Raw genomic sequence first — 13,827 nt, forward strand, 5'->3', positions numbered from 1 at the left:
CCAAGGGCAGGCGCTCCAGTTGCGAAGGCTGGGTGATGGACGTGGCCGGGCGAACCCGCACATCCAGGAGGCGGTCTCCCTGCTGCAGTTGGGCGGGCACGGATCCCTGCACTGCCGTCTGTACCACCCGGCCTATGTCCTGAAGGCTGAGGCGCAAGGGGGCGGCCCGCTCCCAATCGGGCCAAATCTGGAGTTCCGGTTGGCTGTCATCCGCCTCGGGGCGGAAGGTGGAGAGGGTGGCCTGTTCGTCCAAGGCCCGCAACACTGTGCGGCTGGCCTCTTGAAGCGCCTGGGTGCCTTCCCCTTGAAGCACCACATCCACTTCGGCATTGATGGCAGAGTTACGGGCGGAAAGGCCGCGTACACTGCCCGGAGACAGGCGGATGCGGGATCCCACCAGGTTGAGTTGGCTGACCAGCTCATTCATCCGATCCACAAAGGGCCGCACTGCTGTGCCGGGCTTAAGGGTGATGGTGCTGGTGCCCCGCAGGGGGTTTTCAAAGGTGCTGCCCCCGAAGGCAGATCCGCCTGCGGTGGTGAACACATACTCCACCTCAGGCTGTTGCAGCAGAAGGCGATCCACCTCCTGCATAATGCGGTGGTTGGTATCTAGGGTGGTGCCGGGGGCAAAGTTGGCAGACAGGTTCACCTGCCCGGTGCTGATGCGGGGCAGCAGCTCCTGGTTCAGTTGCCCGGCCATCCAGTAGCTCCCTCCGCCCAGGAGAAGAAATGCCAGCAAGATCGGCAAGGCAGGTCGTTCTAACAGACGGCTCAGCAACCGTTGGTAGGCGTAGGTGCCGCCCAGCATCGCCCGCGCAAAGCTGCGGATCGGGCCCCACTGCCCCAATCCACTGCTGCGGCGAATCGTCAACAGGCGTGAGGTGAGCATGGGCACCACCGTCAGGCCCACCACCAGGGATCCGGCCACAGCAAAGCTGATGGTCAAAATCAGCTCGTTGAAAATCAGCGAAACAAACCCTCCCACCAGCAAAAAGGGCAACACCGACACCAAGTTGGTGGCCGTTGAGGCCACCAGGGCCGATTCCAACTGGCGGCTGCTGCGCTCCGCCTGCTCGAGCACCCGCTGCCCAAACCAACGGGCATCCTGCCGCGGGATCCCTTCTGTTCCTTTAGCGATGGCTTCCAACATCACGATGGCGTTGTCCACCACGATCCCCACCCCCAGGGCCAGGCCCCCCAGGCTGATGATGTTGATGGAAAGGCCGAACAGGCCCATCAGCAACACCGCCATCAGGGTGGCCAGAGGAATGGCCGCCACCACGATCAGGGTCTGGCGCAGGGATCCCAAAAACAGCAGCACCGCCAGCCCGGCCAGCACCCCCCCACTCACGCCGGCAAGAGCCACACTTTGAATCGAGCTGCGGATGAAGCGGGACTCGTCGCCGGTGGGGATCAGGGTCACCTCCGGCGGGATGAGGCCAGCGGCCCGCAGTTGCTCCAGGCGGCGACGGATCCCGTCCACCACGCGGATGGTATTGGCATCGGGCTGCTTTTGAATGCTCAGGCGCACCGCCGGCTTTCCATTCAAGGTTACCCGCACCCCTTCGGCGGCAGGGCGAACAGCCACCGTGGCAAAATCGCGCAGGTGCACCGTTCCTCCGCTGGGGGTGTTGAAGCGCAACGCTTGAATGTCTTCTAGGCTGCGGAACCGGCCCATTGTGCGCGTCAAAGGCTCCAACAGCTCGCCGCGGATCCGACCACCGGCAAGATCCTGGTTGCGGGCTTGCAGTTGGCCGAGCACATCCGCTAGGCCCAGCCCCAGGGCCTGCAGCCGCTCCAAGTCCAGATCCACCTGCACCTCTTCAAGGGTGCCCCCGGCCACATCCACCGTAGCCACCCCCGGCACCACTCCCAGCTCGCGGGCCAACTCTGCTTCAGCAAAGCGGCGCAGCTCCACGCCCGTCAGCCCAGGCGCGCTCAGGGCAAACTCGTAAACAGGCAACTGGGAGGGGTCAAACTTGAACACCGTGGGAGCCGAAACCCCATCCGGCAGCCGCCCTCTGGCCCGGTTCACCGCTGCCGTGGTGTCGTTCAGGGCTTGGTCGATGGTCCCCCCTCGCGCAAAGAAGAGATCCACCCGAACCTGCCCTTCGCGGGTGGTGGAATAGAGCTGTTCCACCCCTTCCACTGTGGAAAGAGAGTCTTCCAAAGGGCGGGTGATCTCCTCAACGGCCACCTCTGGGGTTACTCCCGCCAGCTCCACCCGCACGCCAATACGGGGATAGACAATCGAGGGCAGCAAGTCCACCGGCAGGCGGGTGAGGAAATAGAGGCCCATGACGATCACTGCCAAGGCCAGCATCAGGGTGCCGATGTGGCGGCGGATGGCCAGGCCGCTGAGGCTGAGTCCACTGTTGGCTGGGGTCATGGGTTTGGCTTCCTTGCTATTCAAACTTGCTATTCAGAAACTTGCTATCCAGAGTATTCAGATCAAAATCGTTCGGAGATGACACTCAACTGCACTTCCTGCCCATCTTGGAGAGGAGCAGAGCTGCGCACCACAAACGGTTCGCCAGCCTCCAATCCCAACACAATTTCCACCCGTCCATCCCGCTGTTCTCCCAATTGCACCGGGCGGGCCAACACCCGCGTTACTTCTCCCTGCCGCTCCACCACAAAGACCGTAGCAGAACCCGGCCCATTCTGCTGAATCGCTGTTGCGGGAACGATCACCCGTTGAGCCGCCGGCCCCGTCAATGCCACCCGCGCCAGCAGCCCACTGCCAATGCGTCCGTTGGGATTGGCGATCACCACTTCAACCGGGATCAGACGGGCCTGGGGATCCGCAGCCGGGGAAATGCGGACAATTTGTCCGGCGAAGCTCTGGCCGGGAAAAGCGTCCAATTCCACCCGAACGGCTTGGCCCACCTGTACGCGCGACAACTCCAACTCGGAGAGGGGAAACTCCACCCTCACCTGGCTGAAATCGGCCACCGTCAGTACATCTGCCCCTGAGTTCAAAAAGCTGCCCGGATCCGCCTGCCGGGAGAGCACCACCCCACTTAGGGGTGCTCGCAACTGTGTGTAGGAAAGGCGCTCTTGGGCCTGAGCCACCAAAGATCTCTGCGCTTCCACCTGGCGTTGGGCGGCGATCACGGCTTGTTCTTGGACGCGAACCTGGTCTTCCGCAGAGCGCAAAGCCTGGGCGGCGGTGCGGGCCGCAGTACGAGCTTGCTCCGCCTGCTGGGCAGAAACAGCTCCCTCCTGTGCCAACCGTCCTAGGCGCTCGGCATCGGCTTCCTGTTGTAGAAGATTCAGACGGGCCTGCTCCACTTGGGTGCGGGCATTGCTGAGCTGCGCTTGTGCCTGTGCCACCTGAGATTCTTGCGCTGCCAGTTGGGCCTGGGCCTGGAGAAGAGCAGCCTGCAGCAGCGTGGGATCCAGTTGGCCCAGCAGTTGCCCCTCTTGGACGGGATCCCCGACCTCCACCGATAACTCCAAGAGCAATCCTTCGGTACGGGTTCGCAGCGTGGCTTGCCGCAGGGGCTGGGTAGTGCCGGTGTAACGCAAGTCGGCCCCCAGGGATCCCACCTGGGCTCTGGTCACATCTACCGAGACAGGACGCGGTGCTCCCATCCCTGCTGGACGCTGGGCCCAAAACATCTGGGCATAGACGACAGAGCTAGGAACACCCAAAAACAGCACTAGGCTGAGTGTGCAGGCGTGAGGAAGCTGCCATTGGGGAGAGTAAACCCGGCTCACAGGCACAAGAGAACGACTTGTCGGTTTGGACTGCCCACCTAGCGAAATGGTTCAAACCCAGACGGTGAACTCGTGAACCTTTCAGGGGCTTTACTCTGGCAGACCTTCACAGTTCTACACGATAAAAGGGATCCCTGCCAACCCATTCTCCAGAGAGCCTTTCACCAGCACAAGAGGTTCCTGCAAAGGCAATCTCGAATGAGCTACAGACTTCTACACCACTTCCCCTTATCTCTCTTCATCACTGGGTTCCTTCCGAGTTCAGCCGCTTAGCTGAGCTTTTGAATGGGAGCAATACGGGGATCCAGGATTTTCTGTTGCCCAATACCGGGAAACCTCACCGCAATCGTGACCCGTTCACCGCTGCCGAACACATGGGTAATCTGGCCTTGTCCAAATTGGGGATGTTGCAAGCGATCGCCAATCGCCCACTGTTCTGAACGGCCTTGGCCGGGATTGGGCTTGGCCTTGTGTGCCGTTGCAAGGGGCAGCCCACTGCCGTGGGAAAGCTGTCGAGAAGGGGCTCCGCGCCTGTCGGACTCGATCAACTCTTGAGGTAGCTCACTTAAAAATACGGAAGGAATGGCCGGTTCTCGGTTGCCGTAGAGCATCCTTTCCCTGGCGTGGCTGATATACAACTGCTCACGGGCACGGGTAATGCCCACATAGCAAAGGCGTCGTTCTTCTTCCAAGGCAGCGGGATCTTCCAAAGCCCGGAAATTGGGAAACAGACCCTGCTCTACCCCCACCAAGAACACAACAGGAAACTCCAAACCTTTGGAAGAGTGCAACGTCATTAGCGAAACTTTCTCAGCGCCTTCCTGAAGGTTGTCCAAGTCGGAAGCCAAAGACACATTGCTCAAAAAAGCCTCAAGGCTGGGATCCTCCTGTTCTTCCTCGAATTGGCGGGCGGCATTGTAAAGTTCCATCACGTTGGCCGCTCTTTCTTCGGCTTCGTCTGTACCCTGTGCCTTGAGATCCTCCAAATAGCCGGAATCCCTTAGCAGCCCTTCGATAAGGGTGGCGGCTGAGGTTTGAGAAGCCTGTCGATGCCAGTGCTGAATCAACTGAGCAAACTGAATGACAGGCTTAGCCGAACGGCCCGCCAAGCTACTTACAGAGGTTTCATCGCTGAGAATTGCCCACAAAGGCACGTTGAGAGCCGCCGCCGCTTCGGTCAGCTTGTCCAGGGTGGATTTGCCGATGCCACGGCGCGGCACGTTAATAATTCGCAGCAGGCTAAAGGAGTCGGCAGGGTTGGCCACAACCCGCAAATAGGCCAGGACATCCTTAATTTCTTTGCGATCGTAAAATCGCAGTCCGCCTACCACCGTGTAAGGGATCCCCCACCGCAGCAAGACCTCTTCAAAAGGACGGGATTGAGCGTTGGTGCGGTAGAGAATGGCAAAATCTCCCCAGGAAAAAGCATTGGCATTTTGGCCGTGTAATCGTCGGATGGTATTGACGACAAACTCGGCCTCTGCAATCTCGTCATCCGCCTGATGAAGGAAAATCGGACTTCCTTGCTGACGGGTTGGCCTGAGAACTTTATCAATGCGCTCTGTATTTTTCTCGATGAGGGCGTTGGCCGCCTGCAGAATGGTAGCTGTAGAGCGATAGTTCTCCTCCAGCTTGATCATGGTGCGGGTATCATCATCCGGGAGACCATCTCCAAAGGTCTCTTGAAACTCCAGCAAAATGGTAAAATCTGCCCCGCGAAACCGATAGATGCTTTGATCGGCATCTCCCACCACAAAGATCGATCGGTTTCTCCAATCCAACCGAGATCTGCAGGTCTCGCCGTTGGTGGCCAACAGACGAATCAACTCATACTGAGTGCGGTTGGTGTCTTGGTATTCATCCACCAAAATGTGTCGAAATCGTTGGTGCCAGTAAGCCAACACCTGCTCGTTTTGTCGAAAAAGCTGCACTGGTATCCAAATCAAGTTATCAAAGTCCAGAGCATTGTTGGCTGCCAGTTGGTCTTCATAGATTTCGTAAACTTGGGCAATGGTACGGCCACGGAAGTTGGGCTGATTGCGCTCCAGGTCGGCAGGAGTCCAACCTTGGTTTTTGGCATTGCTAATGGCGTAGCGTACCGACCTTGGGTCAAACTTGCGCTCATCCAAGTTCAGTTGCTTGGTTACAATCTCCTTCACCAGGGATTGGGCATCTGATTCATCGAAAATCGAGAAGTTGCGAGTCCACTTTCGCCCCTTGGGATCCTGATATTTTTCAATATCTATGCGCAGGATCTGGGCAAATAAGCTGTGGAACGTGCCAATCCAAAGAGGCTTAATCCAGCGGTGGTAAACAGCAGATTTTAGTCGCGTTGCCTGGGCCGGCTCCAATTCCTCTAAGGGGATCCCAAATTGTTCTTGAGCTTCTTGTTCGGCAAAGAGCTGCTCAATGCGCTCTTTCATCTCACGGGCGGCCTTGTTGGTGAAGGTCACGGCCAAAATTTCTCCTGGATCCACCCGATAGTGGCGAACCAGGTAGGCAATGCGGTGGGTGAGGGCGCGTGTCTTGCCGGAACCTGCCCCGGCAACCACCAGCAACGGGCCACAAAAATGTTGCACCGCTTGGCGCTGAGAAGGGTTGAGGGCATCCAGCAAAGAGGCGTGAGTCATGGCCAGCAAACCAGAAACTGCCTTCCATTATGGGCACCAACCCAATGGGGATGAGAAGCCGAGAGGTCATTTTGGAACGCCAAAGATGAAGATCGGTTAAGATTTGGCCGGCCCGCTCCAGAACTCCCCGCCATGAACCGAGTGCTGTCCTGCTGCTGTGCCCCGGCTAACCGCTGCTGGCTTTGCTTGCCAAAGAGACTTGTCGCTTCGGGGTTTGTCACCCTTGTCCTGCTTTTGGCGGGCGCGTTCGATCCCGTTCAAGCCGGCAACTGCCCCAGCAATGGTAACCGTGATGAATCTCTGGCTTTCAAAGTGGAGAGCGTTTTCGGAGGGCAGCTTGACTTAAGTCGGTACGACGGCATTCAAGCGCTGATCCTGACCAACAGCCAAACCCGCTCGCAATCGGAAGCCCTCTCCAAAAGTTTGGCCCTGGAGTTCGGGCGAAACCCCCGACTGCGACAGATTGTGCTGGTAGATGGTAGGGGGCTGCTGTTGGTGCGAAATTTGGTTTTGCAGGTCATCCGAGAGAGCGTGCCGACGGATCCTCGTTTGGTTTCTCCATTTGTGTACGTCTCTGTCGATTTTGAGGGAGCAACCATCCAGAAGCTGCAAGAAATAGCCGCTGCAGCTTTGCCTGGGATCAATTTTCGCCGCCAGGCTGTTTTGTTGCTGTTGGACGGCCAGGGAACTCTTCTGAGCGGATTTGCCGACTTGGAGCAATCCAACCTCAGCATTCGCCGGTGCATTCGCACCCTCATGGGATAGTCCCACTTCCCTTTCACACCGGCAACGCCTCTCCTCTGCTGCTCTGGCCCAAGCCATTAAACTGGTCATACCGGTCATGTTGAAGCTTTGAGTCAACCGGTCGAACGACGGCTCTCTGTTCGCGGGATCCCATGCGCCGCCAGCTCAAAATCTTGAACCAAATCCTCGATTACAAGCTTGCCGACTTGCGGCTGTTTGGCCGAGCCGAGCTGAAGGGGCCTGTTCTCAACGTGCTGCTGGAACGGCTGCCAGGCGATGTGGTGGATACCCTGCAGGTGATGGAGGTGGTGCGCAATGCAGTGGAGGCCTCTCTGCTGCAGGGGTTGCGCAAGGTCAACGTTTACCTTTGGTGCCGCGGACAAACCGAAGAAGCGCCGGAGTGGAGCGAAAGCTTTGCTGTAGAGCCATTGGTCTTGGCCCACCCCAAGGAGCTCCGAAGCCTTGCTTTCAACTATCGACAAGACTATCCCGGCATGCGGGTGCTGTTTTTCTGCCTGGGCCTTTGTCTGGGCGGCTTTTACCTGTTGGGGGGCTGGGAGCAGACAGGTTGGATCGATTGGATCCCCGTAGGACTGGCCTTCGCCTTGGGGGTGATCTTCCCCTGGCTCAAACGCTCCCTCAGCCAGTTTGTACACCCTCTATTTCTCCGCCTTGGCCTGGGCTTGGGCTTGGTCTTATTGGGCCTGGCAGTGGCGCTGATCTGGCGGCAGGGCTGGAGCGTTGCCTATGGGATCCTCGGCCTCCTGGCCATCCTCCTGTTGGGTCTGGGAGCCTAGTTCTCAACCGGCAGTGGTGCCGCTGAAGACGTGTAGGGCAGGGCCGGTCATCCACACGTGCTGTGTGCTCGGATCCCAGCGAATTTCCAGATTTCCTCCCGGCAGTTCCACCGTAGCTTGCGGTTCTGCCCGCTCTTCCAAGACAGCAGCCACCAAAGTGGCACAGGCACCCGTCCCACAGGCCAGCGTTGCCCCTGCTCCCCGTTCCCAAACCCGTAGGCGCAGACGAGTCGGGCTGAGCACCTGCACAAATTCGGTGTTGGTGCGCTCAGGAAAGGCCGGATGATGCTCAAACAGGGGGCCCACAGCTGCCAAGTCCAGCTCCTCCAGGGATCCCTCTTCTTCCAGGAAGACCACACAATGGGGGTTGCCCATGCTCACCGCCGTCACCCGCCACTCTCGCCCGGCCACTGCAAGCGGCTGCCGAATGACCTTCTCATCCGGTTCGACCAAGGTGGTGGGGATCTGCTTGGCCAAAAGGCGAGGGATCCCCATGTCCACTGTGACCAGCCCATCTGCCCGCACCTGCGGCACGATTCGCCCCGCCAAGGTGTGGATCTGGTAGGCGCCATCCCGACCTGGGATCCCCAAGTCCTGCAGAAAGCGGGCCAAACAGCGGATCCCATTGCCGCACATCTCCGCCTCGGAACCGTCGCTGTTGAAGAGGCGCATGCTAAAGTCCGCCCCCTCCTGCCCTGGCAGCAGGAAAATAACTCCATCGGCTCCTACCCCAAAGCGGCGATCGCAAAGGGCGACGGCCTCTTCCGGGCTCAAGCAGGGCTGAGACTGCCGGCGGTTGTCCACCAGGATAAAATCGTTCCCCAAACCCTGGTACTTGTGAAAAGAGAGATGGGGGATCAGCCGAGCAGACATTTACCCAGATATCCCAACGACAAGCTTTAATCCTCGTGCATCTCGTAGGGATCCTGCAAGTCCTTGGAAGGGGGGCCAAAGGCCGTGTAGATGGCAAACGCGGTGATGCAGATGGTGACTGCCGCAATCGCCACAATTAGGGAAAAGGTGGGTTCCATATCTAAGTCTGAGTCCTCAGATCCTGAGAGCGTTCGACTACAGTATTACACAAGTTTACAATTCATTGCTCAAGGCAAAAGGGGTTGGCCAGATTCTGATAGCGTGATTTTAATGGGGTGGCTGTCTGGGCGGTGCCGAGCACCAAGGATCCACCGCCCGGGTTGGTCATCTTCGACTTCATCAATGTGTTCTGTTCCTAACTTACTGCGAGAACCTATGGCCATTCGTACCAGACTGGGCGATCTGCTGCGTCCCCTCAACTCGGAATACGGTAAAGTGGCTCCCGGCTGGGGCACCACGCCCCTGATGGCGGTCTTCATGGCCCTATTTGCCGTCTTCCTGTTGATCATCCTGCAGATTTACAACAAGTCGCTGCTCTTGGAAGACATTAACGTCTCCTGGGAGAGCCTCAGCTTTTGAGTTCCCAGGCCCTACTCTGGGGAAAGTCCCTGTCCCGCCAAAGAGCTGCCCAGCGGGAGCAGGATAGTTTCCGTCATCTCCTAAGCCGATGCCTTCAGGGTGCTGGCTCCAGGCGCAGCAGGGATCCATTCGGGGCGTCCGTCAACAGGTAAAGGAGTCCATCCGGCCCCTGCCGCACATCGCGAATGCGGCCCACCGCCCCCTCTAAGAGACGCTCTTCTGCCACCACGCGCTCTCCATCCAGTACCAGACGGGCCAAGTGTTGCCCGGCCAGCGCCCCCACAAACAGGTTGCCCCGCCATTCTGGGAAAGCCTCTCCCGTGTAGAAAGTCATGCCAGAAGAAGCGATAGAGGGCGTCCAGTGCAGCAGAGGGGAAGCCAAGCCGGGAGCTGCCGCCAGTCCTTGGCCGACGGGTTCTCCCGTATATTCTCGACCGTGGGTGATTAGGGGCCAGCCGTAGTTGACGCCGGGGGCCAAGATGTTGATCTCGTCCCCACCCTGCGGCCCATGTTCATGGGACCAAATTGCCCCTGTTTCAGGGTGGCGGGCCATTCCCTGAATGTTGCGGTGGCCATAGGTAAAAGTTTCCGGCAAAGCCCCTGCTTGGCCGACAAATGGGTTGTCCGCCGGGATCCCGCCCGCATCCGTAATGCGCAACACTTTACCGGCAGAATCCCCCAAATCTTGGGCTCGATCCCGTTCTCCCCGGTCTCCGGTGCTGATGTAGAGGAATCCTTCTTCGTCAAAGACCAAACGGGAGCCAAAGTGCTGCCGGGCAGGGGTTTTGCGCTCCATATCAAAAATCACTTCCAGATCCTGTAGGCCCCCTTCCCCCAGACGGGCTCGCGCCACCCGCGTGCCTCCCCCACCGGGCCCAGGCGCTGCATAAGACAGATAAATCCAGCCGTTCTCTGCATGGTTGGGGTGCAAGGCGATGTCCAGCAGGCCCCCCTGCCCCTGGGCAAACACCTCGGGCACACCGGCTATTGGCTGGGGATCCAATCCCTGGGGGGTAACTCGGCGCAGCCGCCCTGGGCGTTCGGTAACCAAGAGAGTTCCATCCGGCAAAAAGGCCATCCCCCAAGGGTGCTCCAAACCCTGGGCCAAAGTAACCACCCGAAACGCTTGCTCCGTTCTGGCCCTGGGCAAGGCTTGGGCATGATCCCCCTGTTGCAGGGTCATCACCATCTCCGGGCTGACCGGGTAGGCCGCCACGACAGCGGGGACGGACACCCCCCCAAAAAGCAGCAGTGAGGAGAGAAGCTTGATCGCCGGGATCCTCATGGCCATTGCCGCCTCGTTTTCGCGATGGATTCTGGGATCTGAGCTAACCGATTATTGCCGCTGCTCTTCTGGAGAGGGGTACCGATGAGGGCAGAACCCGCTACGGACAAGCGTGGGCAACCCGCTGTTCCCTCCCGGCCTTAGGTTAGCCTTGAGGGCGGCGATCTGTCTCCAAACCATGCTGGAACCTGGCGAGATCTTGGGACTCCGTCCCGCTGACGCGAATGGCCAATTCCCCGCCCGCCCACCCCAAAGGCAAACTTGTGGATCCCTGCAACAGCTCCAGGCTCACTCTCGCGGGATCCACCTCATCTGTGCCCAGGGCTGCTGGTCTGTGCAGATCCTCACCCCCCGCCTGTTTCGGCTGCGCTTCGGACTCCGTCCCGCTAGCGCAAATGGCCCCAGCGGAGACTTTTTGCCCCGCCGTTCTTGGGATGTTGCCCTAGCCGACGAAGAGTGGCCCCCGACTTCCTTTCAACTGCAGGAAAGCCCTGCCCAAGTCCACCTGTCCACCTCGCTGGTGCAAGTCCGCATCGACCGGGATCCCATCCGGTTTAGTTTTCAAGATTCTCAAGGGCAAGAGTTCTGCGCCGATGTCCCTTTCGGCCTTACCTGGGGATCCGACGGGATCCGCCTCTGCAAACACCTCCACCCTGCCGAGCACATCTACGGCCTGGGGGAACGGGCGGGGCTACTCAACAAACGGGGTCGGCGCTACAGCCACTGGACTCGCGACTGCTGGAACTACGACGCCCACAGCGACAATCTCTACCAGGCCATTCCCTTCGCCCTGTTTCTTCGCCCCAACCTCTGCTACGGGCTCTTCCTGCACTGCACCCACTGGAGCCAGTTCGACCTGGGCCAGATCGATCCCGAGCAGTGGGCCATCGAGGTGCGCGCCCCCGAGCTGGATTACTACCTGATCTACGGCCCCACCCCGGCCTTGGTGCTCGAGACCTACACCCAACTCACTGGGCGGCCTCCCCTTCCTCCCCTCTGGGCCTTGGGCTACCAACAGTGCCGCTGGAGCTACGCCAGCGCCGCCCAGGTTCAAACCGTTGCGCAGCAATTTCGCCAGCGGCAGATCCCCTGCGACGTCATTTACTTGGATATCGACTACATGCGCGGCTACCGCGTCTTCACCTGGGATCCCCGCCGCTTCCCCGAACCGGCCCGGCTCATGGCCCAACTCCACGAGGCTGGCTTCCGGGTGGTAGCCATTGTGGATCCCGGCGTCAAGTTCGAGCCCGAAGCCGACTACGCCGTCTTCGACGAGGGCTTGGCCCAGGATTTCTTTATCCGCCGCGCCGACGGCCACCTCTTCCATGGCTACGTTTGGCCAGGCAAAGTCCTCTTTCCCGACTTCTTGCGCCCCGGAGTGCGGCAGTGGTGGGGATCCTGGCAACGGGTTCTCACCCAAGCCGGTGTGGATGGCATCTGGAACGACATGAACGAGCCGGCCCTCAACGACCGCCCCTTTGGAGACGGCGGCCAGATCGTCGATATCCCCCTCGATGCCCCCCAAGGCCCACCCGACGAACCCACCACCCACGCCGAAGTTCACAACCTGTACGGCCTGCTGATGACACGCGCTTCCCGTGAAGGCTTGGAACAGCTCAACCCCAACCGGCGCCCCTTCGTGCTGACTCGCTCCGGCTTTGCTGGGATCCAGCGCTGGGCTGCCGTCTGGACAGGCGACAACCAATCCTCCTGGGAACACCTGGAGATGTCCCTGCCCATGCTCCTAAACCTGGGCCTGTCGGGAGTTAGCTTTGTCGGCGCGGACATCGGCGGCTTCGGTGGCAATGCCACTCCCGAGCTGTTTGCCCGTTGGATGCAAATGGGAATTCTTTACCCCCTCATGCGCGGCCACAGCGCCCTGGGCACCCGCCCCCACGAGCCCTGGAGCTTTGGCCTCGAAGTGGAAACCATCTGCCGGCAGGCCATTCAGTTGCGTTACCAGCTGCTGCCCTACCTCTACAGCCTCTTTTGGGAGTCCAGCCAAACCGGATCCCCCATCTTGCGCCCCCTTCTCTACGAGTTTCCCGACGATCCGCAAACCTACGAGATCTCAGATCAAGCCATGCTGGGATCCGCCCTCCTAGCTGCCCCTGTGGTTCGGCCTGGCGTGCGGTGCCGCGCTGTTTACCTACCCCAGGGCACTTGGTTTGATTGGTGGACAGGTCAGGCCCACACCGGCCCCCGCTACATTCTCGTCCCTGCCCCTCTCGAACAACTGCCGCTGTTTGTGCGGGGTGGCTCCGTTCTGCCTTTAGCTCCCCCCTGCCCGTCCACCGCCCACCTGCGCCGTGACCAACCGCACCTCAAACTCTACCCCGGCAACGGCAGCTTCACCCTCTACGAAGACGACGGGGAAACCCTCGCCCATCGAGCAGGAGCCTGGGCCACCACCTTCTTCCGCTTGCAGCAGCAAGATAGCCAGCTCATTTTGGGAATTGGGGCTCGCCAGGGCAACTGGATCCCGCCTGAGCGTAGCTGGCTTCTGGAGCCCCTTGGCCACACTCCCCTCTCCCTGCCGGACACCGGACAGCCGCAACAGGTTCTCTGGCCCACCCCAGAGGATCCCCCGTTTAGCTAATCGCCCTCACGGCCTCCAGCAGCTCCCGGTTGTCTCGCTTGAACAAGGGCAGCCACTCCACATGCTGGTAGCGTAGGATCCCTTGGCTATCCACCAAAAAATAGGCCCGCCGCGTCCCCAGCAGGCTGTCCACCCCGTACTGCTGGCTCACGGTTCTGTCCACATCGCTCAGCAAAGGAAACTCCAGCTTAAGCTGCTCGGCAAAGGCTTGGTGCCTGGAGAGGGGATCGCTGCTGATCCCCAAGATCTCGCAGCCCGCGGCCCGGAAAGCTTCCCAATCCTCCCGAAAGCAACGCATCTCGCTCGTGCATACCGGGGAAAAATCCGCCGGGTAAAAGGCCAGCAACACCTTGCTCTTGCCCCGGTAGGCAGCCAGTGAAATCTGGGCTCCCTTTTGGATCCCTTTCCCCACCGCAGGCAAGCTAAAGTCAGGAGCAACAGCCCCAATCACAATCCCCATAAACCCGTCTGACCCAAACTAAGCTCACTTCAACAGTCTAGCGGTGGATCCGGATCCCTTCGGCCTTCCCAAAAAAAGGTTAGTAGGACTTGACGTGGGGGTGGTGGTGGGGATAGGGTAGTAAAGCGCTGATGAGG

11 protein-coding genes are annotated in these 13,827 nt (G+C 59.7%); 4 read left to right on the forward strand and 7 right to left on the reverse strand.

Translation table 11 applies throughout. The features are described 5' to 3' along the window. The 3 genes from NW838_RS15565 to pcrA all read right to left on the reverse strand — a co-directional run. Nucleotides 1-2,389: efflux RND transporter permease subunit (locus NW838_RS15565; protein ID WP_414428350.1), on the reverse strand; the 2,389-nt coding region annotated here is incomplete at its 3' end. Nucleotides 2,390-2,451: 62 nt separating this feature from the next. Continuing rightward, on the reverse strand, nt 2,452-3,723 hold the full coding sequence (locus NW838_RS15570) for an efflux RND transporter periplasmic adaptor subunit (RefSeq protein WP_414356046.1): 1,272 nt from the start codon (nt 3,721-3,723) through the stop codon (nt 2,452-2,454). Between the two features lie 269 nt (nt 3,724-3,992). Continuing rightward, nucleotides 3,993-6,353 (reverse strand): DNA helicase PcrA, encoded by a 2,361-nt coding sequence (gene pcrA / locus NW838_RS15575; protein ID WP_414356045.1) that lies wholly within the window; start codon nt 6,351-6,353, stop codon nt 3,993-3,995. Nucleotides 6,354-6,539: 186 nt separating this feature from the next. On the opposite strand from pcrA, the gene NW838_RS15580 reads away from it, so the two are divergent. Both NW838_RS15580 and NW838_RS15585 read left to right on the forward strand, forming a co-directional pair. Next, nucleotides 6,540-7,118: a hypothetical protein gene (locus NW838_RS15580; protein WP_414356043.1), complete on the forward strand. Its 579-nt coding sequence runs from the start codon at nt 6,540-6,542 to the stop codon at nt 7,116-7,118. Nucleotides 7,119-7,249: 131 nt separating this feature from the next. Beyond that, nucleotides 7,250-7,894: a hypothetical protein gene (locus tag NW838_RS15585; RefSeq protein WP_414428351.1), complete on the forward strand. Its 645-nt coding sequence runs from the start codon at nt 7,250-7,252 to the stop codon at nt 7,892-7,894. A 3-nt stretch (nt 7,895-7,897) separates the two neighbouring features. On the opposite strand, the gene dapF is transcribed toward NW838_RS15585, so the two are convergent. Next, the gene (dapF, locus tag NW838_RS15590; protein WP_414356040.1) at nt 7,898-8,767 is read right to left on the reverse strand and encodes a diaminopimelate epimerase; all 870 of its coding nucleotides are present in this window, start codon (nt 8,765-8,767) and stop codon (nt 7,898-7,900) included. Between the two features lie 26 nt (nt 8,768-8,793). Next, on the reverse strand, nt 8,794-8,925 hold the full coding sequence (psbN, locus tag NW838_RS15595; RefSeq protein ID WP_011432995.1) for a photosystem II reaction center protein PsbN: 132 nt from the start codon (nt 8,923-8,925) through the stop codon (nt 8,794-8,796). A 217-nt stretch (nt 8,926-9,142) separates the two neighbouring features. On the opposite strand from psbN, the gene psbH reads away from it, so the two are divergent. Beyond that, nucleotides 9,143-9,346, forward strand: coding sequence for a photosystem II reaction center phosphoprotein PsbH (gene psbH / locus NW838_RS15600; protein WP_011432996.1), 204 nt, complete (start codon nt 9,143-9,145; stop codon nt 9,344-9,346). 94 nt (nt 9,347-9,440) lie between these two features. On the opposite strand, the gene NW838_RS15605 is transcribed toward psbH, so the two are convergent. Next, nucleotides 9,441-10,637 (reverse strand): PQQ-dependent sugar dehydrogenase, encoded by a 1,197-nt coding sequence (locus NW838_RS15605; RefSeq protein ID WP_414356038.1) that lies wholly within the window; start codon nt 10,635-10,637, stop codon nt 9,441-9,443. A gap of 172 nt (nt 10,638-10,809) precedes the next feature. Between NW838_RS15605 and NW838_RS15610 the strand changes: the two genes are divergently transcribed. Next, a complete protein-coding gene (locus tag NW838_RS15610; RefSeq protein WP_414428352.1) occupies nt 10,810-13,230 on the forward strand; it encodes a glycoside hydrolase family 31 protein in 2,421 nt (806 codons plus the stop codon). Here the strand turns inward: NW838_RS15610 and NW838_RS15615 are convergent. Further along, nucleotides 13,223-13,690: a peroxiredoxin family protein gene (locus NW838_RS15615; protein WP_011432999.1), complete on the reverse strand. Its 468-nt coding sequence runs from the start codon at nt 13,688-13,690 to the stop codon at nt 13,223-13,225. The genes NW838_RS15610 and NW838_RS15615 overlap by 8 nt on opposite strands. Between the last annotated feature and the right edge of the window lie 137 nt (nt 13,691-13,827).

The sequence above is a fragment of the Synechococcus sp. R55.2 genome, from assembly GCF_047462075.1.
Classification (GTDB): domain Bacteria; phylum Cyanobacteriota; class Cyanobacteriia; order Thermostichales; family Thermostichaceae; genus Thermostichus.